The sequence below is a fragment of the Fictibacillus enclensis genome (assembly GCF_001457035.1).
Classification (GTDB): domain Bacteria; phylum Bacillota; class Bacilli; order Bacillales; family Fictibacillaceae; genus Fictibacillus_C; species Fictibacillus_C enclensis.
Genome location: NZ_KQ758617.1, coordinates 1696260 through 1721081, shown reverse-complemented (window position 1 = coordinate 1721081; position 24822 = coordinate 1696260). Strand labels below are relative to the sequence as shown.

Here is a 24822-nt window from a genome sequence, read left to right as displayed (position 1 = left end):
CCCTTTTTTTCCTCATTCATTCTCCATCCTGATGGAGGTGGATCAACACATGTTTTGTCTTCCAATTTATTTAACCCCGGTATGAAACGCGCCTTGCACCCTAATGCTTATACAATCATTAAGGAGGAATAGCAATGGCGATAAAAGAACTGCTTCAAAAAGGAATCCTGGGAGAAACGTATTCAGAAAGTGAAGCTTACGAAATGATGAATGAAATATTGGAAGGGAAAGCAACAGAAGTTCAACTTTCCAGTTTGCTTACCATACTGCGTCTCAGAGGAGAAACGATTTCAGAGATCATCGGTTTTTCCACTGCGATTCTTGATCACACTTTACCTTTGCACGTCGATTTTCCGCAGCTTCTTGACACGTGTGGAACCGGTGGCGACGGGGCTTCCACTTTTAATATCTCCACAGCTTCAGCGCTCATGCTTTCATCAGACGGCGTGAAAGTCGCAAAACACGGAAATTCGGCCGTTACATCCAAAAGCGGAAGTGCAGATGTATTGAGCAGGCTTGGTATCCAATCGAGCAGTGATGTATCTGAAATTAATCGAAATCTGGATGAGTTTTCTTTATGTTTTCTTTTTGCGCCGAATTATCATCCGGCACTTCGCCATGCCAGCCAGACGCGAAAAGGCCTTTCATTCCGAACCGTGTTTAATATCCTTGGGCCACTTGTAAATCCCGCACATCCTACACATCAGCTGATCGGAGCGTTTAACCGGGAAACGGCCGAAAAAATGGCGATCGCCATTTCACAGTTTAAGAATCAGAGAACATTGGTTGTAACGGGGGAGGACGGCCTGGACGAGTGCTCGATTTTTGCACCGACACACTTTTTTGAAGTGAAGGATGGCCAGGTTTCAGAATTTACCCTTTCCCCGGAAGATGTGGGGCTCACGTACGGTAAACTGGAGGATGTGACCGTTTCATCCAGCCAGGAAAGCGCCGCTCTAATCCAGGGAGTCCTTAAGGGGAATGCACCTGAATCGGCACGCAATATTGTGGTTTACAATACGGCGGCATCGCTATACCTTACCGGAAGATCGGATAGTATCCGGGAGGGAGTGTCTTATGCCCAGGATCTTATTGCCAGTGGCAAAGCCCTTGAGCACCTTGAAATGATACAAAACCAGACAGGAGGAGTACCCTATGCTGCAACAAATTCTTGAAGTGAAAAAAGAAGAAATAACAAAGCTTGACCGCGAGTTTGAGGGCCAGCCGAACCAGAAAAAGGTATCCCTATATGAAGCGATTGCCAATTCCAGCCGAAAACCCGCCCTGATTGCCGAGGTGAAAAAAGCCTCTCCTTCCAAAGGAGTCATTAAGGAACATTATGTGCCGTCTGAAATTGCAGCGTCATATGAACAGGGAGGAGCCGCAGCCATTTCCGTTCTGACGGATCAGCGTTTCTTCCGCGGACATGCAGCTGATCTTGTGGCCGTAAAGCAAATGGTCTCGCTGCCTGTGCTAAGAAAGGATTTTATCATTGATAAAGTACAGATCAGGGAGAGTGCCCATATTGGTGCTGATGCGATTTTATTAATCGCGGCAGCCATGGACCCCGGAAAGCTTCATGAACTGTATGAGTATGCTCGTGAAGAAAATCTGGACTGTCTGGTAGAGGTTCACTCTGTGGAAGAGCTGGAAGGGGTCCTTAATGTATTTACCCCAAAATTAATCGGAATCAATAATCGCGACCTCAGAACCTTCAAAACGGATGTAACACATACCGAGGCCATCGCTCGCCATATTCCAGACGGGATACTGACCGTGAGCGAAAGCGGGATCAAAACGGCAGAAGATCTAACGTTTTTGCGTGAGCATAACATCGATGCCATTTTAGTGGGGGAAACCTTGATGCGCGCTTCTTCTCCGGGAAAAGGAATTCAGCTGCTGTATGGTGAATAAGAATATCGCGGTAAAGTATTGCGGATGCAGGAGCAGGGAAGATTTGGAGCTTGTCATGAATTCTTCTGCAGGGTATGCGGGATTTATTTTTGCGCAAAGCAAACGAAAGGTGAGGCCGGAAGAAGTCTCACGCTGGTTAAAGGAACTTCAACCGGTTCCTCAAAAGCTCGTGGGTGTATTTGTGAATTCATCCATTGAGGAGATTGAACAGGCACTTAATGTACTTCCTCTTGACGTGATTCAGTGCCACGGGGACGAAACACCCCAGTTTCTGAAGCAGTTAAAGAAGAAGACTGGCAAAACCATTTGGAAAGCGGTCAGGCATGAAGAGGAAGGATGGAAGGCACTGGCAGAATACGCGGGCGTTGCTGACGGTTATGTTATCGATGCCAGAGTGGCAGGTGCATATGGAGGGACAGGCACGGCGTTTGACTGGGAAGCTGTACCCTTTTATCTTGAGGCTGCTTCGGTGCAAGAAGTGCCGTGCTTCATTGCAGGAGGAATTTCAGCCAGTAATATCACCAGGCTGCTGAGCTTTCAGCCTCATGGAATTGATATCTCGAGTGGAATTGAAATGGACGGCAAGAAAAGCAAAGAGGCAATTACAGAATTGGAAGGGATGATCATCAATGAAAACAGTATATCCTGACAGCAAGGGTAGATATGGCCAGTTTGGCGGGAAGTTCGTACCTGAAACGATTATGTTTGCCCTTGAGGAACTGGAAAGAGGATTTTTGGAAGCGATCAATGATGAAGATTTTAAAAAGGATCTTGAACATGAGCTTACACATTATTCAGGAAGACCCACCCCATTAACCTATGCAGGGAAGCTGACCGAACGACTCGGCGGAGCAGGCATCTATCTGAAAAGAGAGGATCTGAACCATACCGGCGCACATAAAATTAACAATGCGATCGGACAGGCACTCCTCGCCAAACGGATGGGGAAAAAGAAAATCATTGCAGAAACAGGAGCGGGCCAGCATGGTGTGGCGGCGGCAACTGCGGCGGCCCGCTACGGCCTTGAATGCAAAGTATACATGGGAGAAGAAGACATCCGGAGACAGGAATTGAATGTGTTCCGAATGAAACTTCTTGGTGCAGAAGTTATACCTGTAACCAGCGGCACACGGACCTTGAAGGATGCGACAAATGAAGCCATCCGGCAGTGGGTGTCAGCGGTTGAAGATACGTTTTATTTGATTGGTTCCGCTGTTGGTCCGCACCCTTATCCGAAAATTGTTAAAGAGTTTCAAAGTGTGATCGGGTTTGAAGCGAAAGCCCAGTACAAGGAGATGCATGGCGGAAAGCTTCCCGATAAGATCGTAGCCTGTGTGGGCGGAGGAAGCAATGCAATCGGCATTTTTGCCGGGTTTGTCAATGAGGATGTAAAGCTTGTAGGCGTTGAAGCCGGAGGAAAGGGAATCCTGACAGGGCTGCATGCAGCTACAATGGCAAACGGGAGAGAAGGCGTTATCCACGGTTCACTTACGTATCTTCTGCAATCAGAGGAAGGGCAGATCCAGGAGCCTTATTCCATCTCGGCGGGACTCGATTATCCAGGTGTGGGACCTGAGCATGCCTACTTAAAATTCACTAAACGGGTGGATTATCAATGTATTACCGACGAGGAAGCGCTCGAGGCACTGAACATTCTTTGCCTGGAAGAGGGGATTCTTTGTGCACTTGAGAGTGCGCATGCTGTTGCCCAGGCGATCAAAGAAGCAAGAACCATGAGCCCTGACGAAAATATGATTATATGCCTCTCCGGCCGCGGAGATAAGGATGTTCATACTCTGTTTGAACAGCAGAAGGAGGAAGATTCCCATGACCAATAGGATGAAAGAGTTTCAGACGCAAAAGACGCCACTTTTTGTACCTTTTATTACAGCTGGCGATCCTTCTCCAGAAGCGACTGTTGACCTTGCTCTTGCCCTGCAGCAGGAAGGAGCTTCGGCCTTGGAACTGGGGATTCCCTATTCCGATCCGCTCGCTGATGGACCGGTCATCCAGCGTGCGTCGCTGCGTGCTCTTAAAAACGGGATGTCGCTCGAAAAGGCGATACAGCTAGTCTCCATTATGCGGGAGAAAGGACTGACGATACCGGTTATCATCTTTACTTATTACAATCTTTTGTTACAATTGGGAGAACAGAAATTTTTTGAATTGGCAGCACAGCATGATATTGACGGGCTTCTTGTGCCGGATATGCCGTTTGAAGAAAGCAAAGAGCTTCATGAGGCGTGCCAGCAACATGACTTGAGCTTCATTTCCCTGGCTGCCCCTACGACATCCAAGGAGCGGCTGGGAGAGATCAGCCGAACGGCCCAAGGCTTTTTGTACTGTATTTCATCCCTTGGCGTGACAGGGACAAGAACTTCATTTGCCAAAGACCTGAACCGTTTTCTGGAAAATGCCAAGGCTTCAAGCCAAGTTCCGGTACTTGTGGGCTTCGGTCTTTCCAGCAGGGAACAGATGCAGCAGTTTGAAGGGAAATGCGATGGATTTATCATGGGAAGTGCCATTGTCAAAAAAATTGAAGAACTGGGGCCTGAACTTGTGAACGAGGAAACAAAGGAAAAAGCCATTGCGGCGTTTTCTGATTTTCTGTCCAAAGTGGTCCCGGTGAAGAAAGTGTACAGTTAACAGAAAGGAAGGGTCTTTGTGGAGGCGAAAAAACAACTGCAGAATTTAACACCCTATCAACCGGGAAAACCAATTGAAGAAGTAAAACGGGAATACGGTCTGACTAAAATTACAAAATTGGCGTCAAACGAAAACCCTTATGGCAGCTCCCCGTCAGTACGTGATGCCATTATTGCAGAAACCGCTCATCTTGGATTATATCCGGATGGCTACAGCGCAGAACTGAGAGAAGAGCTTTCTGAATTTTTGGGAGTTAAACAAGAAAAACTCATTTTCGGTAACGGTTCGGACGAAGTTGTCCAGATTCTTTCAAGAAGTTATTTGCGTGAAGGCACCAATACGGTGATGGCGGAACATACCTTTCCACAATATAAGCATAATGCAATAATCGAAGGGGCAGAAATCCGTGAAGTCCCGCTAATTAACGGTGAGCATGACCTTAAAGGCATGCTCGGAGCAATTAATGAAAACACGAGAATTGTCTGGCTCTGTTCTCCAAACAATCCAACAGGGCACTATATCAGCCAAAAAGCTTTTGAATCCTTTATGGCCGAGGTGCCTGAGCATGTTCTCGTCGTAAGTGATGAAGCGTATTATGAATACGTGGTGGCGGAGGATTATCCTGAAACCATTCCTTACCTCTCACAATATCCTAACCTTGTAATCATGCGGACTTTTTCAAAGGCCTATGGTCTGGCAGCACTAAGAATCGGCTATGGAATTGCGGACGAGCGCATTATTCGGGCCATTGAACCGGCTAGAGAACCGTTCAACACTTCAAGAATTGCCCAGGCAGCTGCACGTGCAGCCATTAAAGACCAGGACTTCCTTGCATCATGTCTGGACAGGAACAGAAAAGGACTCAAGCAGTATTACGACTTTTGCGAGAAGAATGGACTGTCCTATTATCCGTCACAGGGTAATTTTATTTTGATTGATTTTAATGAAGATGCCAATAAGCTGTTTCAGCATTTGCTTGAAAGGGGCTATATTGTCCGCTCGGGAGCAGCGCTCGGGTTTCCAACAAGCCTGCGGATCACGGTAGGCGATGAGATCCAGAACAAGGAGATTATCAGCCACTTGGAAACTTATCTGGAGACGGCAGCCGGCATAAAAAAGGAAACCGTATAATAAATCACAAGAAAGAAGCCATCGCTTGGCTTCTTTCTTGTTGTATTCAAAATTTTCGAAAAATACGGTTGATTTTTATTATGTACCTGCTATACTATAACTAATATGGTTTCTCTCCACTCCTATCCATATTATTGCTTTCCCTGACAGCGCTTTCACCGTCGGGGATTTTTTTATTGGAAGGCAATCATATCTTTGGAAGAGGCCTCATAGCCTGTCTATAGAAGGTTAGCCAAACGTACCTTTTGAAGTACACCCTTACTCTCATGTATAATAATCGTATAGAACAATTGTAGTGAGAGAAGGAGTTTTTGCCAGTGGAAAAGTTACAGGAAGCCATTACCCTTGTTGAAATGGGACATGTTCAGGAGGGTATCCAGCTAGTTGAAGTTTTAAGAAAAGAAGCCGATCATCAAACCTTGTATGACATTGCCAGGCTTTATGAAAATTGGGGCCATCTTGATGAAGCGTTAAAGATTGTTACCCAGTTGAGAGCGCTCTATCCGGAAGAAGGCGACCTTACCATCTTTGCGGCTGAACTCCTCATTGAAATGGAAAAAGAAGATGAAGCCCTTGAAATACTGGGGCAAATCAGTGCCTATGATGAATCATATGTCCAATCCCTTCTTTTGCAGGCTGACCTTTACTTCATGCAGGGTCTGCATGAAGTGGCAGAGCAAAAGCTGCTGAAAGCCAGAAAAAGCAATCCGGAGGAACCAGTTCTTGCATATGCGCTCGGTGAACTTTATTTACAACGGGGCGATTTCCTGAAAGCCGCTGCCTTCTTTAAAGAAGCCGAACCGATTGCAAACACCCTTCCGGAAGGAGATCTTTACTTAAGGCTTGCCGAATCGCTGAGCAGAGGAGGCAAGTTTGAGGAAGCGCTTGAGTACTACAAAAAAGGCTTGGAGATTAAAAAAGAATTGCACAGTTTGTTCGGTTATGGCCTGACGGCCTTTAAAACAGGTGAGTTTAAAACGGCAATTACAGCCCTGACAGAATTAAAAGACCTTGATCCTGATTTTACGACCCTTTATCCCCTGCTTTCTTCTGCCTATGAGGAAGAAGGAGCGCTTGACGAAGCATTGGAAGCTGTCCGGGAGGGGATTGCCAAGGATGAATTCAATGAAGACCTGAAAGTCCGCGCAGCAAAGCTTTTGTATCGAATGGGCAATCAGGAAGAAGGTGAGCGCTTTGCAAGAGATGTCATTGCGCTGAACCCTTCCAATGCAGATGCCGTTCTTCATCTGTCTTCACAGCTGAAGAAAGAAGAGCGGTTTGATGATATCATCGAGCTCCTAACGCATGTAAAGGAACAGGGAGATGAGACGCCTGAGATGGCATGGGACCTCGCCTATGCCTACAAGGAAGCAGAAGAATTTGAAGCCGCTCGTGGACAATATGAATCAGCTTATCCTAATTTTAAAAACCATGAAGTCTTTTTAGAAGAATACGGAATGTTTCTGATTGAAGAAGGAGAACCTGAAAAGGCATCCACAGTCCTGAAGCATGCCTTGTCATTAAACCCAAACCTTTATCATCTGGAAGAAACCATCAGCAGGCTGGAGGAATTTTAATTCAATTATTCTTTCCGGAAAGCAGGATTTATCGAGCAGGGCAAGAATATACTAAAGTAATATACTTTGGTTAGGAATGATGGGGGGATCACAATGAGCAGCACCGTTTCTGTCCTTGAAAAAAAGGATTTTATTAAATGGTTTTTAAATCATTATCAATTAAAAAAACGTGAGTGCGTCTGGTTGTTAAACTACCTTGTCAGTGACGACCAGCTCATGGAAAAGGTTCACTTTGTAGAAAAAGCCGAGTACTGCCCTAAAGCCATTATCATGTCAGCTCAGTGTACGGATGGGGTTCCGTTCCGTTTTTACAAACAAAACGTGCTGACGACCGATGCTGAGAAATCATTCCACGACATTCGCCTTAACCAGGAAGAGGATATTTTTATAGAACTTAATTTCAACTCCTCGAGACTAACGCCAGAGTACGCGTCCGTGTTGGAGGAAAATCCGCACCTGCCTGACAACATGGTAACGGACCGCAAATACGGACTATGGGCCGAACTAATATTGGATCAATCTGTTTCCCAGTTCAAAAGACAAAAAATACTGGTGAAGATTGATCAGGCACTGGACCAAAAGGATGAAGTTACATTCCAAAAACTTACGGATGAACTAAGAAAATTGTAGCCCTCTTTCAAAAAAAGAGGGCTTTATTTTTTATTTTCTGATACGATGATGAATACAACGACAATACATACATAAAAAGGAGTTTCGCAGATGAAATGGAGTTCAGGAGATATTACCGTATACCAGCAGTCAAAAGAGTTTGTGGATACTGCCATCATCCCGCTGCTTCCTCTGTCGTTCGGTGCTTCCATCAGGACAAGCGCCAGCATGGCAGATTATGCGACGCTGATCGGAGAGGAGACTGAGCGCCAGCTTCACGGACGGCTGTTTCTTTTGCCCCCGTTCACGTATTTGATGGAGGAAGACAGTGAAACGTTGATGTTTCGCCTGCATTCCTGGGTGAAGGAACTCAAGGATGAAGGACTCCGCCATGTTTATTTTCTGACGAGTGACCCTGGGTGGAAAAAGCGAGAGCAGGAGCTTGGGGAAACTCTCTTATGGATGCCTGTCATTCCGATGGAGACGATGGATGCAGATTACCGGGAGGAAATTGTCAAAGAGCAAGTGAAACAGCTGTTTCAAGTCATTTTGCATAAATGGCAGGAAAGCTAAAAAGCAAGCATTGGAGATTCAGGTTCATATTGACAGTAAAAGTCAACTTACGCTATCATGTTAATGTCCTAGTAATATGTGTGTAAACCAATTGTCCGGATGGACGTTATTTACAGCAAGGGGGGGAAACGAAATGTCTAAGGAAGATATCTCCAGGCGCCAGTTTTTGAACTACACATTAACCGGAGTTGGAGGATTCATGGCTGCAGGAATGCTGATGCCCATGGTGCGTTTTGCCATCGACCCCATTCTTGAAAAGGGTGCGAGCCAGGATATGGTAGCGGTTACTGAAGTCAGCAAAATCGGCAAGGAACCAAAGCGTTTTAACTTCAAAATCAAGCAGAAAGACGGATGGTATGAATCAGAGGTGACCCAATCAGCATGGGTTTACAAAAACGGAAAAGGTGAATTAATAGCGCTTTCACCGGTTTGTAAACATTTGGGCTGCACGATTGACTGGAATACTGATCCTGCCCATCCGAACCAGTTTTATTGTCCTTGCCACGGGGGCCGTTATGAGAAGGACGGTACGAATATTAAAGGTACACCGCCTCTTGCGCCTCTCGATGTGTACGACAGCCAGGTAAAAGACGGAAAATTGTATCTAGGAAAGGCAAAACCACGAAAGGGGGCGTAATCAGTGCTGCAAAAGATTTACGACTGGGTAGACGAGCGTTTGGATATTACGCCGCTCTGGCGAGATGTGGCTGACCATGAAGTGCCTGAGCACGTGAATCCCGCCCATCATTTTTCCGCGTTTGTTTATTGTTTTGGAGGATTGACGTTTTTCATTACCGTCATCCAAATACTGTCTGGAATGTTCTTGACCATGTACTATGTTCCGGATATTGTAAATGCCTGGGAATCTGTGTATTATCTGCAGAATCAAGTGGCATTCGGTGTCATTGTTAGGGGAATGCATCACTGGGGAGCCAGCTTGGTAATTGTTATGATGTTTTTACATACTTTACGCGTATTCTTCCAGGGAGCATATAAGAAGCCTCGTGAATTGAACTGGGTGGTAGGAGTATTGATCTTTTTCGTTATGCTTGGTCTTGGTTTCACAGGGTACTTGCTGCCTTGGGATATGAAAGCGCTATTCGCAACGAAGGTTGGGATCCAGATTGCTGAAACAATTCCCGTTATTGGACCGATTGCAAAAACCTTCCTTGCTGGAGGAGAAATTATCGGGGCACAGACGCTGACACGCTTCTTTGCCATTCACGTTTTCTTCCTGCCGGCTGCACTTTTGGCGCTGATGGGAGCCCATTTTATCATGATTCGTAAACAGGGGATCTCCGGACCGCTGTAAAACTGTTTTCTTAATTATCTTTATTTTTAAAATTCAGCTTGAAACCGCTCTTTCAGGTAAAGAGAGGATGTTGGCTTTTGGAAGCGTCCACTGTTGATTTAGAAAGCTTCCAGACGCTACGAAAAGGGAGGGAGAAAGATGCATCGAGGCAAAGGAATGAGATTTGTAGGCGACTCGCGTGTCCCTGCAGAGCGAAAGCCAAACATTCCAAAAGATTATTCAGAGTATCCCGGAAAGACAGAAGCATTCTGGCCAAACTTCCTTTTAAAAGAATGGATGGTAGGTGCCGTCTTTTTAATAGGGTATTTAATCTTAACCATTTCGCACGAATCTCCGCTGGAGCGTAAGGCAGATCCCACAGATGCCGGGTATATCCCGCTTCCTGACTGGTATTTCCTTTTCTTGTACCAGCTATTGAAATACAAGTATGCTGCCGGTGATTATGTATTAATCGGTACCATTGTTATTCCGGGTCTTGCGTTTGGAGCATTGATGCTTGCCCCATGGCTGGACAGAGGGGCTGAAAGACGTCCTTCGAAACGGCCGGTTGCAACAGGTTTAATGCTTATTGCACTAATTTCCGTTACATATCTGACGTGGGAGTCCGTTGTAACCCATGACTGGGAAAAGGCAAAAGAGCAAGGGAAGATCGTTAAGACCAATATTGATAAAAATGATCCTGGTTATCAAGTGTTTAAAAGTCAGTCATGTGTAGGCTGTCACGGATCAGAGCTGTCGGGCGGAACGGGTCCATCTCTGATCGGAACCGGGCTAAAGCCTGAGGATATTATGAAAATTGCCAAGGAAGGCCGTGGAGCGATGCCTGCCAACGCTTACAAGGGCAATGAAGAAGATTTAAAAAAATTGGCTAACTTTATATCTAAACTGGAAAAATAGCAATGGAAAAAAGCTGGCTTCTATAGTCGGCTTTTTTTTACATCATTCAGCCATGTTAGGAGAAAAGAAATGATCTATCTTTACGGAATCCTGAAGCAAAGGTGGTTTTTAACCTGTTTGCTGATTGTCAACATAATCGGGACAGCTTATGGATACTACTGGTATAAAGACCAGCTGGCAGCGACGCCGCTGAAATTTGTTCTTTTTGTGCCGGACAGCCCTACAGCAAGTCTGTTCTTTGTCTTTGTACTTATTGCATTTCTGTTCGGAAAAAATATTCCGTATATCGAAGCACTGGCCGCCGTCAGCTTATTTAAATATGGCATATGGGCGGTGGGAATGAACATTGCTGGCGGCCTGGTGGCTCCCCCGCTGTATTGGGAAAGCTACATGTTGATATTTTCACATTTGGGGATGGCCATAGAAGGACTTTTGTACGCCTCATATTATAAGATCCGGCTTCGCCACATGGCTGTTGCCGCTCTGTGGGTGTTCCATAATGAGATGATTGACTATGTTTACGGAATGATGCCCCGTTACGATATACTCGCCGACCATATGCAACTGATCGGCTACCTGACCTTCTGGTTGAGCGCATTTTCAGTTGCACTGATCTATGTGCTAACCCGTGACGTACAGCATCGCGGGTAAATAGAGGTCTATCCTTGTCCGTTTTCTCATATGATGGGTTATACCGTATGGGAGGGACAGGAATGGGAATAAAACGAAAAACCGTTGCAGCGTTAAGCGCTTTTCTGCTTTTGATGCCGGCTGCTGTGCATGCAATCGGCAGCGGCCAGCATCCAGACTTTGACAATGTTACTCAATTGTCCGATAAAGCGCTGGAGCTTGCCAAGGAAGAACGGTATAAAGAAGCAAGCGAGGTTCTCTTCTATATGTCATCCCAGTTTGGCAAAGATGTGGCAAATAGTGATCTCGCGGATGACAAAATCCGAATGGTGGACATGACCATGGAGAATACGATAGAAGCTCTGGGCAGGGCAGAGGAAACCCGTGATGTGAAAATCAGCCGCTTGACCGGCGTCCGGCTGCTTATGGACGCTCTGGTTTCAGACCATCAGCCACTGTGGAAACAGACGGAGTACCAAATCATGAACCCGATTAAATCGATGCAGCTTTCTCTAAAAAAGAAGGAAGATCAGTCATTTCAGGAGGCTGCAAACGAATTTTTGGCGAATTACAACATGATCCGCCCCGCTGTGAGCATGGACGTGACAGAAGCCGTCTTTGACCAGGTCGACCGGGATGTGGAATATATCGAAAACACAAGAACTAACATGATTTCATCGAAGGAGAGCCGCGAAAAACTCACTTCGATTCAGGGAGATTTTGAAAAACTGTTTGATGCAAAAGAAGACACTTCAGATCCTTCTTTATTTTGGCTGATTTTTTCGATCGGAGGCATTATTTTCTCTACATTATTTTATGTCGGATGGAGAAAATATAAAGCAGAGACAGAGAGTGAAAAGGCAGTAGAGTGGCCGGAGGAATGAGCGTTCTAATTGACATAAGAGCTGCAGATTAATAAAATTAAAGTATAAATAATAGTGGAGGAATGCCATAAATGTCTTTTCTCATCTACTTTGCACTTTTGTTGATTATCCCGCTTTGGGCACAAATGAAAGTGAAAAGCACCTACAATAAATATTCAAAAGTTGAAAACTCTACAGGAAAAACGGGAGCTGAAGTCGCCCGTGAAATATTGGACCAAAACGGGTTGTACAATGTGGCAGTTGAGCCGATTGGCGGCAGGCTGTCCGACCATTATGACCCGCGTACAAAAGTGGTACGTTTATCGGAAGAAAACTATTACGGCCATTCAATTGCCGGCTCTGCTGTCGCTGCCCATGAAGTGGGACATGCGATCCAGGACAAAGAAAGCTATGCACCGCTTCGCTTTCGGCATGCATTGGTGCCTGTTGCTAATCTCGGGTCCAACTTTTCGTATCTTCTGATTTTAGCGGGTATACTCTTCACATCAGCTAACCTGCTGTTGGTCGGTATTGTCTTTATGGCCGCAGCTGTGCTGTTTCAGCTGGTGACCCTGCCGGTAGAATTTAACGCCAGCAGCCGGGCGATGGACCAGATTGTATCCACCGGCATGATCCGTAATAACGAAGAACGACAGGCTAGAAAAGTGCTGAATGCCGCTGCACTCACATACGTGGCAGCTGCGCTCGTTGCCGTTCTCGAACTTTTGCGCTTTGTGCTCATGTTCGTTGGCATGAATAATGATGATTAAAATTGATAAAACCTCCGCAGAATGCGGAGGTTTTTTGTGTCGCGTATTTGTGTTCAAAGCCTCCAACGTCTGCGCTTCTAGGCGGACGCCTCAGCTTTTCTTATAATCCTATTGGGTTTTTGTCTGCGTCGAGTGTGAAGCCTTCTCCGAGGACTTCGTGAACGTCGTTGACGGTCACGAAGGCGTGCGGATCGACTCGTTCAATAACCTGCTTGAGACGGACGATTTCATTACGGGCGAATACACAGTACAGCACTTCCTTCTGTGTGCCGGTAAAGCTTCCCTTGGCCGTAAGAAGGGTAGCTCCCCGGTCCATTTCTTTCATGATCAGGGCAGCGATTTCGGTGTTTTTTTCGGAGATGATCATCGCTGCTTTTCCGGCATACGCGCCTTCCTGCATGAAATCAATCACCCTTGCGCCGACAAATACGGCGACGAGGGTATACATGGCTTCTTTATAATCGAGATAGACAAGCGAGAGGGAAATGACGACGAAATCAAACATGAACATTGTTTTCCCCATGCTCCATCCCATAAATTTATGACCGAGCCGTGCAATGATATCCACTCCGCCTGTTGTTCCGCCATAGCGGAAAATAATGCCGAGTCCGATGCCGATAAAAACGCCAGCGAACAGGGCTGCGAGGGGCATATCTTGTTTCAGGTCAACCCTGAGAGAAGAGAAACGCTGAAAAAGGTAAAGAAAAAGAGACACACCAAGCGTACCGATCAACGTATAAATGAATGCGTTTTTTCCAAGCAGCTTCCAGCCAACAAAAAAAAGCGGGAGGTTGAGCGCCAGATTAGAATACGAAGGGTCGATATGAAACAAAAAGTAAAGAATAAGGGTAATGCCGGTAAAACCGCCTTCTGCCAGATTGTTCTGCATGTTGAAATGCACGATGCCAAAAGAAAAGATGGCGGAGCCCAACAAGATAAAAAAGACGTTTTTGATGCGGATGGGAAAAGTCATACGTGCCTCCTGATTCTGTTGCGTCGCCTTGATGGCGTTTTCATTATAAAGCAAAAACGGGGGCCGTTCAATCGCTCAAGAAATTTGTCAAATGCTTTATTCTCCGCTAACATTAACGTAGGATTGAACATGAGGTGATATACGATGAACAAGACCATGCAAGAAATGCAAAAAGAAGTTGATACATACATCAGCCAGTTCAAAGAAGGCTATTTCAGCCCACTGGCCATGACCGCCCGAATGACCGAAGAGCTTGGCGAGCTTGCCCGTGAAGTTAACCACTATTATGGGGAAAAACCAAAAAAATCAACCGAAAAAGAACAGACGATCGAAGAGGAACTCGGCGATCTTTTCTTCGTCTTACTATGTTTTGCCAATTCACTCAATATTAGTATGGAAAAATCGTTTGATTTGGTCATGAAAAAATTCAATACAAGAGATAAAGACCGTTGGACACGGATTGAAGAAGGAGAGGAACAATAAGATGAACAAGGAAATTTCTATCGTCATTGCAGGACCACGAGGAAAGATGGGGAGCGAGGCTGTCCGGATGGTAACAGAAACCCCGCATTTTAAACTTGTTGCGGTTATTGATTCAAGAAATGAAGGCATGAAGCTGAAGGATGTCTCGGGCATGCCTGCGCTTGATATTCCGGTATATGAGGATGCGCCAAGGTGTTTTTCGGAAATCCATCCGGATGTCCTGATTGACTTGACAAAACCCGATGTGGGAAAAATTCATCTTGAACAGGCGCTGGAGCACAATGTTCGCCCGGTAATCGGAACTACCGGTTTTTCAGACGAAGATCTTGAACGCTTGAAAAACCTCGCATCCGAGCGTGAACTGGGCGCTATTATTGCACCAAACTTTGCCGTTGGTGCCGTTTTGATGATGAAATTTGCGCAGATGGCTTCAAGGTACCTTCCGGATATCGAGATTATTGAAAAGCATCATGACCAAAAACTGGATGCCCCGTCAGGAACAGCTCTGAAAACTGCACAGTTGATTCGTGAGGTCAGGGAATCCAAACAACAGGGGCACCCTGACGAAAGAGAAGACATTAAAGGAGCAAGAGGCGCCGAACTCGATGGAATCCGGATTCACAGTATTCGCTTGCCTGGGCTTGTTGCGCATCAGGAAGTCGTTATGGGTGGAGAAGGACAAACGCTGACCATTAAGCACGATTCCATGAACCGGGCTTCATTCATGCCTGGTGTCAAGCTGGCGGTCGAAGCGGTCATGAATGTGGATCATCTTGTTTACGGCTTGGAAAATATTATTGAATAAAAAGGGTGGGGAACGATGAGAATTGCGTTGGTGGCGCATGATAATAAAAAACAGGAAATGATTAATTTTTCAGTTGCTTATGAACCGATTTTGAAGAAGCATGAATTGTTTGCAACAGGCACTACAGGACAAAAAATCATGGATGCTTCCGGGCTGAATATCCACAGATTTCAATCCGGTCCCCTTGGTGGCGATCAGCAGATCGGTGCGTTAATTGCGCAGAACGAGATGGATCTTGTTCTATTTTTTCGTGATCCGTTAACCGCACAGGCGCACGAACCCGACATTTCCGCGCTCATTCGCCTCTGTGATGTTTACCAGATTCCGGTAGCGACGAACGTGGCGAGTGGAGAACTGTTCATCCGGGCCATGGAGCGCGGCGATTTCAATTGGAGAACCATTATTAGAGAGAGAGAAGGGCAATCATCATGAGACAAGAAAGCTGGCTCGCGTTTGGCGCTCATTCGGACGATGTTGAAATTGGAATGAGCGGTTCCATTGCGAATCACACGGCCAATGGAGGAAGGGTTACCATTTGCGACCTTACCCAGGCCGAACTTTCATCTAACGGTACGGTGGAGCGAAGGAAAGAAGAAGCAAAGAAGGCTGCTGACGTGCTTGGTGTAACCGAACGGCTGAATCTTGGACTTCCCGACCGCGGTATCTTACTGAAAGAGGACCATATCGCGTCGATCGTGACGGTCATTCGAAAAGTAAAACCGGACAGCATTTTTGTTCCTTATCCGAAGGACCGCCATCCGGACCATGGCAATTGTTCAAAACTTGTGGAAGAAGCGGCATTTTCCGCTGGTGTGAAAAATGTTGCGGATCCCGAGGGTCTGCCTCCACACAGGGTGAAAAATATTTATTTTTATTTTATCAACGGTTTCCACAAGCCTCATCTGCTCGTTGATATATCGTCTGTTTTTGAAAAAAAGGTGGCGGCGCTGAATTGTTATGAAAGCCAATTCGTTAAAAGCGATGAAAGCTTTGCTACACCGCTTGTTAATGGATACATTGAATCGGTCAGCGCCAGGGAAAAGATGTTTGGCTTTGAAGCGGGTGTCGCCTACGCGGAAGGGTTCATTACCAAAAAGCCTTATTTATTAAAGACATTGTAAGGAGAACCAAATGAAGCTGAAAATTGGAATTACATGTTATCCTACTGTCGGCGGATCCGGGGTTGTAGCTACTGAGCTTGGAAAACTGCTGGCTGAAAAAGGGCATGAGATACATTTTATTACCTCTGCCCTGCCCTTCCGCCTTGGAAAAGTGTATGCAAATATCTTTTATCATGAAGTGGAAGTCAACAATTATTCCGTCTTTAAATATCCGCCGTACGATTTGGCATTGGCGAGTAAAATGGCGGAGGTCGCCAAGCGTGAAAAGCTGGATATTATCCATGCGCATTATGCGATACCGCACGCGGTGTGTGCCTTTTTGGCGAAGCAGATGGCAGGTGAACAGCTAAAGATTGTTACCACCCTCCATGGGACTGACATTACAGTTCTTGGATATGATCCTTCTCTGAAAGAGATGATCAAATTCGGGATTGAAAAGTCGGATGCTGTAACGGCAGTATCCAATAGTTTGAAAAATGATACATATCGCCTGCTAGGCGTGGAAAATGAGATTTATCCCATCTATAACTTTGTAGATGAACGGGAATATTTTAAGCAGGATGCGAGCCATCTGAAGAAAGGATATGGCATCAAACCGGAAGAAAAGGTCATTATTCATATTTCCAACTTCCGGAACGTTAAACGGGTACCTGATGTTATTAAGGCGTTTCATAAAATCGTAAGCGAAATTCCAGCAAAACTTCTGTTGATTGGAAACGGTCCGGAATTTACGGTCGCCTGCAAGCTGGTCCAGGACCTGAACATTGAAGAACATGTTCTCTTCCTAGGAAAGCAGGAAAATGTGGCTGAATTATTTTCTATAAGCGACTTGAAGCTTCTCCTTTCTGAGAAAGAGAGCTTTGGGCTGGTTCTGCTTGAAGCAATGGCTTGTGGAGTACCTGTCGTTGGGACGAACATCGGCGGAATACCAGAAGTAATTCTGGACGGAGAAACGGGGTATATTTGTAAACTGGGAGACATCGATGGTATCGCCCGTGCATCGCTTTCCATTCTGACGGATGAAAGCAAACAACAGAGATTTTCCTATCAGGCGATGCAGCATGTAAGAGATCATTTTCATTCTTCCAAGATCGTGGAAGATTATGAGCAGCTATACTATAGCGTTTTAAAAGGATAGGATGCCAAATGAAAGATCTTTTTGAAGGTGCACAATATATTATGGACAGGCTGGAAGAGGCAGGGTTTCAGGCTTATATGGTTGGCGGCTGTATCCGTGATCTTCTGCTGGACAGGAAAATGGGGGATATTGATATTGCCACTTCCGCGCTTCCGGTGGAGGTTTCTTCTCTATTTCCAAAAACAATCCCCGTCGGTATTGAACACGGAACGGTGATTGTTCGGCATGGGGCGGTTTCATATGAAGTGACAACGTTCAGAAAAGAAGGGAAGTATGTGGACCGCCGTCATCCTTCGTCTGTCGAATATATTGATTCCCTGGAAGAGGATCTGGCAAGAAGAGATTTTACCATCAATGCAATGGCCATGGACCGGTTCGGGACAATTTATGACCCTTTTGGCGGCAGACAGGATCTTCAAAATCAGCTCATAAAAACCGTCGGAAATCCTGTTAAACGATTCCTTGAGGACCCTCTTAGAATCATGAGAGCCCTCCGGTTTTGGTCGGTCATAGGGTTTTCGCTTGAAACCCAAACGAAAATGGCCTGTGTGTCCTTGTCCAAAGAATTAAGGGAAATTGCGGTAGAACGGCTTGCAGTCGAGTTTACTAAGCTGCTTCGGGGGATGGATGCTCCAATCTGCCTGGCGTTTATCTTTGAAGAAGGATTTTCTTCTTCATTGCCAGAACTCGAGAGATACAAAGACAGGGCGGACTCGCTTTCTTCATTTGGGTGGACCGGTTTAGAAAAGGATGAAGAAAGATGGGCGGCTCTTCTTTTTTTGCTTGGGGCTTCTGATTTGACTGGTTTTTTAAAAGCCTGGAAACGGTCCAATGCCCTCATCCGGGAGGTTGGTCTGCTCTTCCGTTTTTTGGACAAGGATGTACGGAAGCCGGTGTATTTGTACGAACTAGGCGAGGAACGGGCTGTGTCATGTTTACGGATAAGGAATCTGCTGCAGGGGAAAAAGGCCAATGAAGAGCTCAGCAAGCTACAGGAATCCTATCGCAGACTGCCCATCCATTCGAGAAAGCAACTGGCAGTCAATGGGCGGGACATTGTGAAATCGTTTGAAAGGGAAAAGGGACCCTGGATTCAGGAGATTCTTGGTGAAATTGAAAAAGGTGTCGTCGAAAAGACAGTGCAAAACAATAAAGAGGAAATTCTGAGTTGGGTAAGGAGTTGGAAGGGAAAATGAGACAGCATTTGCTGCAGATGCTCATGAACAATGAGGGGGAGTATGTTTCGGGACAGCAAATCAGCGATAAACTGAGCTGTTCGCGCACAGCGATCTGGAAGCATATTGAGGAATTGCGCAAGGAAGGATATGTGATTGAAGCGGTGCCTCGCAAGGGATACCGGATCCAATCTGCACCTGACCGAGTCACAGCGGCAGAAATCAATGCGCGGCTCAAAACAGAGGTTCTCGGGAGGACAATAGTGTACGAGGAATCTGTTAAAAGTACACAAGAGATTGCTCAACGGCTTTCACAGTCTGGTGCGTATGAAGGAACGCTGGTGGTTGCCGATGAACAGACCGGCGGACGCGGGCGTCTCGGACGCCAATGGCAGTCGCCAAAAGGAACAGGAGTCTGGATGAGCCTCATTCTTCGCCCGGACATTCCTCTCCAAAAGGCTCCCCAGCTTACCCTGCTTGCAGCGGTCGGCATCACCAAAGCCATCTCGAAAGTTACCGGTCTCCGTCCGGAGATCAAATGGCCGAACGACATTCTGGTTAATGGTAAAAAGGTTGTCGGAATCTTAACGGAACTGCAGGCGGAATCCGACCGTGTACATGCGGTCATTATCGGCCCAGGTATTAATGTAAACGTGGGACGTGACGATTTTAACGACGAGCTCAAGGATATTGCCACCTCCCTGAAAATAGAATCAGGAAAAGAAATCAAACGGGCAGAACTCATTTCATCCATTCTTAAAGAAATGGAAGAACTTTATCATGATTATTTAAACAACGGATTCGCGCTCGTGAAGCTTATGTGGGAAAGCTACGCAAACAGCATCGGACGGCGCATTCGCGTGCGCACCCTCAATCAGCAGATTGAAGGCATCGCAAAAGGCATTACTGATGATGGAATTTTGCTTCTTGAGGATGATGAAGGGAACATCCACCCGATTTATTCGGCTGACATTGAGATTCCCGGAACCTGAATATTGTGGTAAAGTAATAGGTGTAGAAAAGGCGGTATCCTGCATTTAGGAACTGCACTTTCTGAGAAGGAAAGATTAACGTATTAATCTGCCTAGATCCATAAAGGACCGGGACAGAGGGATTGCAGAAACACACGTACTTTAAAACCCCTCTGATTACTTCGAGGGGTTTTTCCTCTGTGCCTCCTTAAAAAAGGAGGAGTAAGGATGAAAACGACTCAAAGTTTTCTTGCAATGAAGCAAAACAAGGAAAAGATCGCAATGGTGACAGCCTATGATTACCCATCTGCCCAACTGGCTCAAAGAGCAGAAGTGGATGTGATTCTGGTGGGTGATTCGCTCGGGATGGTGGTTCTTGGATATGACTCAACCGTTCCGGTTACCGTGGATGACATGATCCACCATGCCAAAGCGGTAAAACGGGGAGCGCCAGATACCTTTATTGTCACCGATATGCCGTTCATGAGCTATCACGGCACAAGGGCTGAGACCGTTAAAAACGCCATGAGAATCATGCAGGAAACAGGTTCACAGGCCCTTAAACTTGAGGGAGGAAAAAGCGTCATCGAGACCATCCGCTATCTGGTGGAAGGCGGCGTTCCTGTTATCGGCCATCTTGGTCTTACGCCGCAGACGGCCGGTGTGCTGGGCGGCTATAAAGTACAGGGAAGAGAATCCGCACAGGCCAGGCAGCTATTTGATGATGCGAAACGGGTAGAGGACGCCGGAGCCTTTGCTCTTGTTCTCGAATGTGTGCCTAAGCAGCTCGCACAACTGATTTCCGAATCGATCAAAATACCGGTGATTGGCATTGGAGCAGGTAGTGAAACGGACGGTCAGGTGCTTGTCTACCATGATTTGATCGGATATGGTTTTCACCATATACCGAAATTTGTGAAAATGTTTGCCCACTCCGCCCATCCGATGCTGAAAGGGATTGAAACGTATGTTTCCGAAGTGAAAGCCGGAACCTTTCCTGATGAAGCGCATTCGTTTTCCATGAAACCAGAAGAAGCACAAGCGCTGTATGGGGGGAAATAAATTGAAAATCATAAAAAGCATCCAAAAGATGAGCGCCTACAGCCAAGCACAATTGGCAGCAGGAAAGAGCATCGGGTTTGTTCCGACGATGGGGTATCTTCATGAAGGGCATGGAGCTCTTATGGACAGAGCACGAAAAGAAAATGATTGTGTGGTTATCAGCATTTTTGTCAATCCGCTTCAATTTGGACCAAATGAAGATTTTGAACGGTATCCAAGGGATTTTGCACGGGATGAAAATGTGGCGATAAACAATGCGGTTGACGTAGTATTTTATCCGGAAGTGCATGAGATGTATCCGAATAACCCATCTGTCGTTTTGCACGTGAAAAGAAGGGTTCAAGCACTTTGTGGGAAAACAAGGGAAGGGCACTTCGATGGAGTGGCAACCGTTCTTTCCAAACTGTTTCACATTGTTTCCCCTACAAGAGCTTATTTCGGAATGAAGGATGCTCAGCAGGTGGCGGTTGTTGAAGGATTGATTACCGATTTGAATTATCCAATGGAGCTGGTGGCCTGCCCGACTGTGCGGGAAGAGGATGGTCTGGCAAAAAGCTCGAGAAACGTTTACTTATCACCGCAGGAGAGAAGAGAAGCGCCTGTATTATTCCGCTCGTTGAAATTGGCAGCAGAACTCCTGGAAAAAGAGAAAAATATTACACTTGTGAAAGAAAAAATGGTAGAGTATGTAGAGACAGAAACAAGCGGAAATGTCGATTATTTTGAGATTCTTTCCTACCCTGAACTTGAGGAAGTTCCCTACTCCACGCAAACCATGATCATCGCGCTTGCCGTCCAGTATAAGAATGCCAGGCTGATTGATAATCTACTGATTACACCCAAGGAAAGGGAACTATAGGTGATGTTATGTACAGAACAATGATGAAAGGCAAGATCCATCGCGCCCGTGTAACCGAATCGAACTTGAATTACGTGGGAAGCATAACGATAGATGAAGATATTCTTGATGCGGTTAACATGGTTCCAAACGAAAAGGTGCAAATCGTCAACAATAATAATGGGGCAAGATTTGAAACCTACATTATTCCCGGTCCCCGAGGAACCGGAGTGATGTGCCTGAATGGTGCAGCTGCACGCCTTGTGCAGGAACGCGATGTTATTATTGTGATTTCATACTGCATGCTTTCTGAAGAGGAAACCGCGGCTCATCAGCCAAGGGTTGCGATCATGGATGAAAACAACCGTATTACAGAAATATTAGGTTATGAACCGGCTTCAACGATTCTTTAACCCCTTCTTCAAGGGGTTTTTCTATTTACATACAAGAGCTGCACTGCTTATAAGTGCATGCCGTTTGACCCGAGGTGAAAAGGATGAACAACCGTTATGTTGTGATTGATGTAGAAACGACTGGAAACTCCCCCGCACGCGGAGACCGGATCATTCAGATCGGAGCTGTGGTGGTTGAAAATGACATAATCGTTGACCGTTTTTCTTCCTTTGTGAACCCGGAAATCCCCATTCCTCCGTTTATTGAGCAGCTTACCGGGATCAATGATGAGATGGTTACGGATGCCCCTTTGTTTGAAGAGATTGCACCGGCCATTTTACAGATGCTTGAAGGATCTTATTTCGTCGCCCATAACGTATTATTTGATTTGAACTTTTTGCAGGAAGAGTTTGAAAACAGCGGGTACCGGCGATTTTCCGGACCAATGATTGACACCGTGGAACTTTCCAGAGTTTTATTGCTGCAGGCCGACAGCTATCAGCTGGGGCAGTTGGCAGATTACCTGGGTATTGTCCATGAAAACCCGCATCAGGCCGATAGTGACGCGGAAGTAACCGCACATTTGCTCGTTCAGCTGCTCGATAAGCTCAACACTCTTCCGCTCTTGACGCTTCAGCGACTTGAACCCTTTTTGAAAAAGATGCAGAGCAGTCTGGAGGAAATCGTAAAGGACATCATCATTTCGAAGTCTTCCAGAATAGAAGATGAGGAAGGAATGGATTATTTCCGGCAGCTCGCGATCAAATCTTTTTCACCGGTTGAAAAAGAGGACATCGGAGCAGACGCCGGCGTAGATTCTCAATCATTGCTTCGCACCCTTGCGGAGGAAATGGAACATTATGAAACAAGAGAAAGTCAGCAAAAGATGATCGGTATGGTTTTTGAAGCCATGGAAGATCATCAGCATGCCGTGATTGAAGCCGGAACAGGTGTTGGAAAGTCGCTTGGCTACCTTATCCCTTCCTTGGTGTACGGAAAGCAGCATGACCGGCCGATCGTCATCAGTACACATACGATTCAGCTTCAGCAGCAGCTTATGGAGCGGGATATTCCCATTCTGAAGAACATTTTGCCGTTCCCATTTCATGCCACAGTCCTGAAAGGCCGCAATAACTATCTGTGCCTGCGCAAGTTTGAACAATCACTGGATGACAGCTACGATGATAATTACGATACGAATCTGACGAAGGCCCAACTGCTCGTCTGGCTGACTGAAACCACCCAGGGCGATGTTGAAGAGTTAAACCTTGCATCAGGCGGCAAGCTGTTCTGGCAACAGGTGAAAAGCGATTCGGGCTCATGCCTGAATCAGCGGTGTCCCTGGTTTTCCAGATGTTTTTATCATCGTAAACGAAAAGAGGCCATGGTGTCGGACCTTGTCATCACAAACCATGCTCTTTTGTTTACCGATGTAAAATCCGACGCCCAGCTGCTGCCTTCTTACAAGGAGGTAATTATTGACGAAGCCCATCATGTGGAGGAAGTGGTAAGCGACCATTTCGGCGTTCAAACGGATTATTTTGTGTTTGCAAGGTTGCTTGAACGGATGGGGACAAAGGAAGATAACGGGCTTGTGCAAAAGCTTTACGAACTGACAGAGGCCGCAGAAGTGACAGGACTGGAAGAGGCCCTGGACAAAATCGCCCTTAAGCTTCCAGATCTTAAAATGGAGCTAGATGAGTTGTTCCGTACCCTTCGTGACTATGTGCTTGAAGCCAAAAAAAGCAGTATGAACGACTTTGGCCGAGTGAGCTACCGGTACGGTGAACGGGAAGGAAAACGCGTAGCCTGGCAGGCGATCATGGAGATGTCCCAGCGTGTTCATTTTGAAGTCAATGATCTGGAAAAGCTGTTAAAAAAGACGGCACAGCTGTGCGATGAAAAAGAAGACCATTTCAACTTTAAACAAAAAGGGCTTGTCGCTGATTTTAATGGTGTGAGAAACCAGCTGCAAGAGGAAAAGGAAAAACTGCGTCACCTGTTATGGGAGGTGAACGATGATGAAGTATTCTGGCTTGAGGTGGAGGCGAAGGGCGCAAAAAATGCCGTGTATCTTTACAGCAAACCGATCGTGATCGGGGATATGCTGGCTGATGAATTTTTTGCCAAAAAGAACAGCGCGGTTCTTACTTCGGCAACGCTGTCGGTCAGAAATTCGTTTCAGTATATGACCTCCCGGCTGGGTCTAGATGATTTTGGGCCAATGACTGCTAATCTTCCATCACCGTTCTCTTACGATCAGCAGGTGAAGTTCATGGTACCTGAGGATGTTCCGCTCATCAATGAAGTGGACCAGGAAACCTTTGTTGCCGTTATTGCACGGCAGCTTTACAATATTGCCAAAGTAACCAGAGGCAGAATGCTTGTTCTGTTTACCTCGAGTGACATGCTTAGGGAAACCTACAATGTGTTCAAAAACATTTCGGATTCAGACGAGTTTGTCCTGTTTGGACAGGGAATTGACAGCGGAAGCCGGGCACGGTTGACGAAGAATTTCAAGAAATTTGAACAGTCGATTCTGTTTGGCACAAGCAGTTTTTGGGAGGGGATCGACATTCCCGGCGAAGATCTGTCCTGTCTTGTCATCATCCGGCTTCCGTTTGCGCCGCCTGATAATCCGGTCACGGCAGCCCGGGCAGATAAACTTAAGAAAGACGGAGGCAATCCGTTTATGGAGCTTTCCCTCCCGCAGGCCATTATCCGCTTCAAGCAGGGGTTTGGACGATTGGTCCGTACACAAAGGGATAAGGGTGTCGTGTTTGTTCTCGACAGAAGGATAACAGAGACGCGCTACGGCAAATCGTTCGTTACTTCTCTGCCGCCGGTACCCGTGCAAAAGGGTCTGATGGCCGACCTGCTGACCGATCTTGAAGGATGGCTCGATCCGTCATAAAATAGATGGAGATTGCCTGTCCAAAAA

27 protein-coding genes are annotated in these 24822 nt (G+C 46.2%); 26 read left to right on the top strand and 1 reads right to left on the bottom strand.

Translation table 11 applies throughout. The annotated features are described in order from the left end of the window. The first annotated feature begins 134 nt into the window (after positions 1-134). The 15 genes from trpD to AS030_RS08750 all read left to right on the top strand — a co-directional run bounded on the left by trpD (position 135) and on the right by AS030_RS08750 (position 12922). Complete coding sequence (gene trpD, locus AS030_RS08820; protein WP_061970654.1) at positions 135-1175, top strand: anthranilate phosphoribosyltransferase; 1041 nt, start codon at positions 135-137, stop codon at positions 1173-1175. Beyond that, positions 1156-1914, top strand: coding sequence for an indole-3-glycerol phosphate synthase TrpC (trpC, locus tag AS030_RS08815; protein WP_061970652.1), 759 nt, complete (start codon positions 1156-1158; stop codon positions 1912-1914). Before trpD ends, trpC begins: the two co-directional genes overlap by 20 nt. Beyond that, positions 1904-2563 carry a phosphoribosylanthranilate isomerase gene (locus AS030_RS08810; RefSeq protein ID WP_061970650.1) on the top strand — a complete coding sequence of 220 codons (660 nt, stop codon included), beginning with the start codon at positions 1904-1906 and terminating at the stop codon, positions 2561-2563. The genes trpC and AS030_RS08810 overlap by 11 nt, the downstream gene beginning before the upstream one ends. Then, a complete protein-coding gene (gene trpB / locus AS030_RS08805; protein ID WP_061970648.1) occupies positions 2544-3752 on the top strand; it encodes a tryptophan synthase subunit beta in 1209 nt (402 codons plus the stop codon). The genes AS030_RS08810 and trpB overlap by 20 nt, the downstream gene beginning before the upstream one ends. Continuing rightward, on the top strand, positions 3742-4560 hold the full coding sequence (trpA, locus tag AS030_RS08800) for a tryptophan synthase subunit alpha (protein ID WP_141687043.1): 819 nt from the start codon (positions 3742-3744) through the stop codon (positions 4558-4560). Before trpB ends, trpA begins: the two co-directional genes overlap by 11 nt. An 18-nt stretch (positions 4561-4578) precedes the next feature. Next, on the top strand, positions 4579-5691 hold the full coding sequence (gene hisC / locus AS030_RS08795; protein WP_061970646.1) for a histidinol-phosphate transaminase: 1113 nt from the start codon (positions 4579-4581) through the stop codon (positions 5689-5691). Positions 5692-6008: 317 nt separating this feature from the next. Next, positions 6009-7268, top strand: a complete 1260-nt coding sequence (locus tag AS030_RS08790; RefSeq protein ID WP_061970644.1) for a tetratricopeptide repeat protein — start codon at positions 6009-6011, stop codon at positions 7266-7268. Positions 7269-7361: 93 nt separating this feature from the next. Further along, positions 7362-7898 (top strand): ReoY family proteolytic degradation factor, encoded by a 537-nt coding sequence (locus AS030_RS08785; RefSeq protein WP_061970642.1) that lies wholly within the window; start codon positions 7362-7364, stop codon positions 7896-7898. Between the two features lie 90 nt (positions 7899-7988). Beyond that, positions 7989-8450, top strand: a complete 462-nt coding sequence (locus AS030_RS08780) for a YpiF family protein (protein ID WP_061970640.1) — start codon at positions 7989-7991, stop codon at positions 8448-8450. A 133-nt stretch (positions 8451-8583) separates the two neighbouring features. Next, a complete protein-coding gene (locus AS030_RS08775; protein ID WP_061970638.1) occupies positions 8584-9087 on the top strand; it encodes a Rieske (2Fe-2S) protein in 504 nt (167 codons plus the stop codon). A 3-nt stretch (positions 9088-9090) separates the two neighbouring features. Next, the gene (gene qcrB, locus AS030_RS08770) at positions 9091-9762 is read left to right on the top strand and encodes a menaquinol-cytochrome c reductase cytochrome b subunit (RefSeq protein ID WP_061970636.1); all 672 of its coding nucleotides are present in this window, start codon (positions 9091-9093) and stop codon (positions 9760-9762) included. 138 nt (positions 9763-9900) lie between these two features. After that, complete coding sequence (locus tag AS030_RS08765; protein ID WP_061970634.1) at positions 9901-10659, top strand: menaquinol-cytochrome c reductase cytochrome b/c subunit; 759 nt, start codon at positions 9901-9903, stop codon at positions 10657-10659. Between the two features lie 69 nt (positions 10660-10728). Continuing rightward, entirely contained in the window at positions 10729-11310 is a 582-nt protein-coding gene (gene lhaT, locus AS030_RS08760; protein ID WP_061970631.1) for a lipoprotein heptaprenylglyceryl N-acetyltransferase LhaT, read from the top strand. Between the two features lie 62 nt (positions 11311-11372). Beyond that, positions 11373-12173, top strand: coding sequence for a sporulation protein YpjB (locus AS030_RS08755; protein ID WP_061970628.1), 801 nt, complete (start codon positions 11373-11375; stop codon positions 12171-12173). Between the two features lie 71 nt (positions 12174-12244). Beyond that, complete coding sequence (locus AS030_RS08750; RefSeq protein ID WP_061970626.1) at positions 12245-12922, top strand: zinc metallopeptidase; 678 nt, start codon at positions 12245-12247, stop codon at positions 12920-12922. Positions 12923-13022: 100 nt separating this feature from the next. On the opposite strand, the gene AS030_RS08745 is transcribed toward AS030_RS08750, so the two are convergent. Further along, entirely contained in the window at positions 13023-13895 is an 873-nt protein-coding gene (locus AS030_RS08745; RefSeq protein WP_061970624.1) for a YitT family protein, read from the bottom strand. Positions 13896-14039: 144 nt separating this feature from the next. Here AS030_RS08745 and AS030_RS08740 point away from each other — a divergent pair, with 144 nt between their 5' ends. The 11 genes from AS030_RS08740 to dinG all read left to right on the top strand — a co-directional run bounded on the left by AS030_RS08740 (position 14040) and on the right by dinG (position 24795). Next, positions 14040-14378: a nucleotide pyrophosphohydrolase gene (locus AS030_RS08740; protein WP_061970621.1), complete on the top strand. Its 339-nt coding sequence runs from the start codon at positions 14040-14042 to the stop codon at positions 14376-14378. A 1-nt stretch (position 14379) separates the two neighbouring features. Beyond that, positions 14380-15183 carry a 4-hydroxy-tetrahydrodipicolinate reductase gene (dapB, locus tag AS030_RS08735; protein WP_061970619.1) on the top strand — a complete coding sequence of 268 codons (804 nt, stop codon included), beginning with the start codon at positions 14380-14382 and terminating at the stop codon, positions 15181-15183. Positions 15184-15198: 15 nt separating this feature from the next. Further along, the gene (gene mgsA, locus AS030_RS08730) at positions 15199-15615 is read left to right on the top strand and encodes a methylglyoxal synthase (RefSeq protein WP_061970617.1); all 417 of its coding nucleotides are present in this window, start codon (positions 15199-15201) and stop codon (positions 15613-15615) included. Beyond that, complete coding sequence (gene bshB1 / locus AS030_RS08725) at positions 15612-16304, top strand: bacillithiol biosynthesis deacetylase BshB1 (protein WP_061970614.1); 693 nt, start codon at positions 15612-15614, stop codon at positions 16302-16304. The genes mgsA and bshB1 overlap by 4 nt, the downstream gene beginning before the upstream one ends. Positions 16305-16314: 10 nt before the next feature. Next, complete coding sequence (gene bshA, locus AS030_RS08720) at positions 16315-17442, top strand: N-acetyl-alpha-D-glucosaminyl L-malate synthase BshA (protein WP_061970612.1); 1128 nt, start codon at positions 16315-16317, stop codon at positions 17440-17442. A gap of 8 nt (positions 17443-17450) precedes the next feature. Next, on the top strand, positions 17451-18638 hold the full coding sequence (locus AS030_RS08715) for a CCA tRNA nucleotidyltransferase (protein WP_061970609.1): 1188 nt from the start codon (positions 17451-17453) through the stop codon (positions 18636-18638). Further along, positions 18623-19609: a biotin--[acetyl-CoA-carboxylase] ligase gene (locus AS030_RS08710; protein ID WP_061971669.1), complete on the top strand. Its 987-nt coding sequence runs from the start codon at positions 18623-18625 to the stop codon at positions 19607-19609. Before AS030_RS08715 ends, AS030_RS08710 begins: the two co-directional genes overlap by 16 nt. A gap of 207 nt (positions 19610-19816) precedes the next feature. Next, entirely contained in the window at positions 19817-20650 is an 834-nt protein-coding gene (gene panB, locus AS030_RS08705; protein ID WP_061970608.1) for a 3-methyl-2-oxobutanoate hydroxymethyltransferase, read from the top strand. Between the two features lies 1 nt (position 20651). Continuing rightward, positions 20652-21509 (top strand): pantoate--beta-alanine ligase, encoded by an 858-nt coding sequence (panC, locus tag AS030_RS08700; protein WP_061970605.1) that lies wholly within the window; start codon positions 20652-20654, stop codon positions 21507-21509. A gap of 8 nt (positions 21510-21517) precedes the next feature. Beyond that, entirely contained in the window at positions 21518-21901 is a 384-nt protein-coding gene (gene panD / locus AS030_RS08695) for an aspartate 1-decarboxylase (protein ID WP_061970603.1), read from the top strand. A gap of 83 nt (positions 21902-21984) precedes the next feature. Next, on the top strand, positions 21985-24795 hold the full coding sequence (gene dinG, locus AS030_RS08690; protein ID WP_061970600.1) for an ATP-dependent DNA helicase DinG: 2811 nt from the start codon (positions 21985-21987) through the stop codon (positions 24793-24795). Positions 24796-24822 lie beyond the last annotated feature (27 nt).

Bases quoted from the DNA above. Each gene is read 5' to 3' on its own strand.
- trpD (WP_061970654.1), top strand. From the start codon at position 135: ATGGCGATAAAAGAACTGCTTCAAAAAGGAATCCTGGGAGAAACGTAT.
- trpC (WP_061970652.1), top strand. From the start codon at position 1,156: ATGCTGCAACAAATTCTTGAAGTGAAAAAAGAAGAAATAACAAAGCTT.
- AS030_RS08810 (WP_061970650.1), top strand. From the start codon at position 1,904: ATGGTGAATAAGAATATCGCGGTAAAGTATTGCGGATGCAGGAGCAGG.
- trpB (WP_061970648.1), top strand. From the start codon at position 2,544: ATGAAAACAGTATATCCTGACAGCAAGGGTAGATATGGCCAGTTTGGC.
- trpA (WP_141687043.1), top strand. From the start codon at position 3,742: ATGACCAATAGGATGAAAGAGTTTCAGACGCAAAAGACGCCACTTTTT.
- AS030_RS08785 (WP_061970642.1), top strand. From the start codon at position 7,362: ATGAGCAGCACCGTTTCTGTCCTTGAAAAAAAGGATTTTATTAAATGG.
- AS030_RS08780 (WP_061970640.1), top strand. From the start codon at position 7,989: ATGAAATGGAGTTCAGGAGATATTACCGTATACCAGCAGTCAAAAGAG.
- AS030_RS08775 (WP_061970638.1), top strand. From the start codon at position 8,584: ATGTCTAAGGAAGATATCTCCAGGCGCCAGTTTTTGAACTACACATTA.
- AS030_RS08765 (WP_061970634.1), top strand. From the start codon at position 9,901: ATGCATCGAGGCAAAGGAATGAGATTTGTAGGCGACTCGCGTGTCCCT.
- lhaT (WP_061970631.1), top strand. From the start codon at position 10,729: ATGATCTATCTTTACGGAATCCTGAAGCAAAGGTGGTTTTTAACCTGT.
- AS030_RS08755 (WP_061970628.1), top strand. From the start codon at position 11,373: ATGGGAATAAAACGAAAAACCGTTGCAGCGTTAAGCGCTTTTCTGCTT.
- AS030_RS08750 (WP_061970626.1), top strand. From the start codon at position 12,245: ATGTCTTTTCTCATCTACTTTGCACTTTTGTTGATTATCCCGCTTTGG.
- AS030_RS08745 (WP_061970624.1), bottom strand. From the start codon at position 13,895: ATGACTTTTCCCATCCGCATCAAAAACGTCTTTTTTATCTTGTTGGGC.
- AS030_RS08740 (WP_061970621.1), top strand. From the start codon at position 14,040: ATGAACAAGACCATGCAAGAAATGCAAAAAGAAGTTGATACATACATC.
- dapB (WP_061970619.1), top strand. From the start codon at position 14,380: ATGAACAAGGAAATTTCTATCGTCATTGCAGGACCACGAGGAAAGATG.
- mgsA (WP_061970617.1), top strand. From the start codon at position 15,199: ATGAGAATTGCGTTGGTGGCGCATGATAATAAAAAACAGGAAATGATT.
- bshB1 (WP_061970614.1), top strand. From the start codon at position 15,612: ATGAGACAAGAAAGCTGGCTCGCGTTTGGCGCTCATTCGGACGATGTT.
- bshA (WP_061970612.1), top strand. From the start codon at position 16,315: ATGAAGCTGAAAATTGGAATTACATGTTATCCTACTGTCGGCGGATCC.
- AS030_RS08715 (WP_061970609.1), top strand. From the start codon at position 17,451: ATGAAAGATCTTTTTGAAGGTGCACAATATATTATGGACAGGCTGGAA.
- panB (WP_061970608.1), top strand. From the start codon at position 19,817: ATGAAAACGACTCAAAGTTTTCTTGCAATGAAGCAAAACAAGGAAAAG.
- panD (WP_061970603.1), top strand. From the start codon at position 21,518: ATGTACAGAACAATGATGAAAGGCAAGATCCATCGCGCCCGTGTAACC.
- dinG (WP_061970600.1), top strand. From the start codon at position 21,985: ATGAACAACCGTTATGTTGTGATTGATGTAGAAACGACTGGAAACTCC.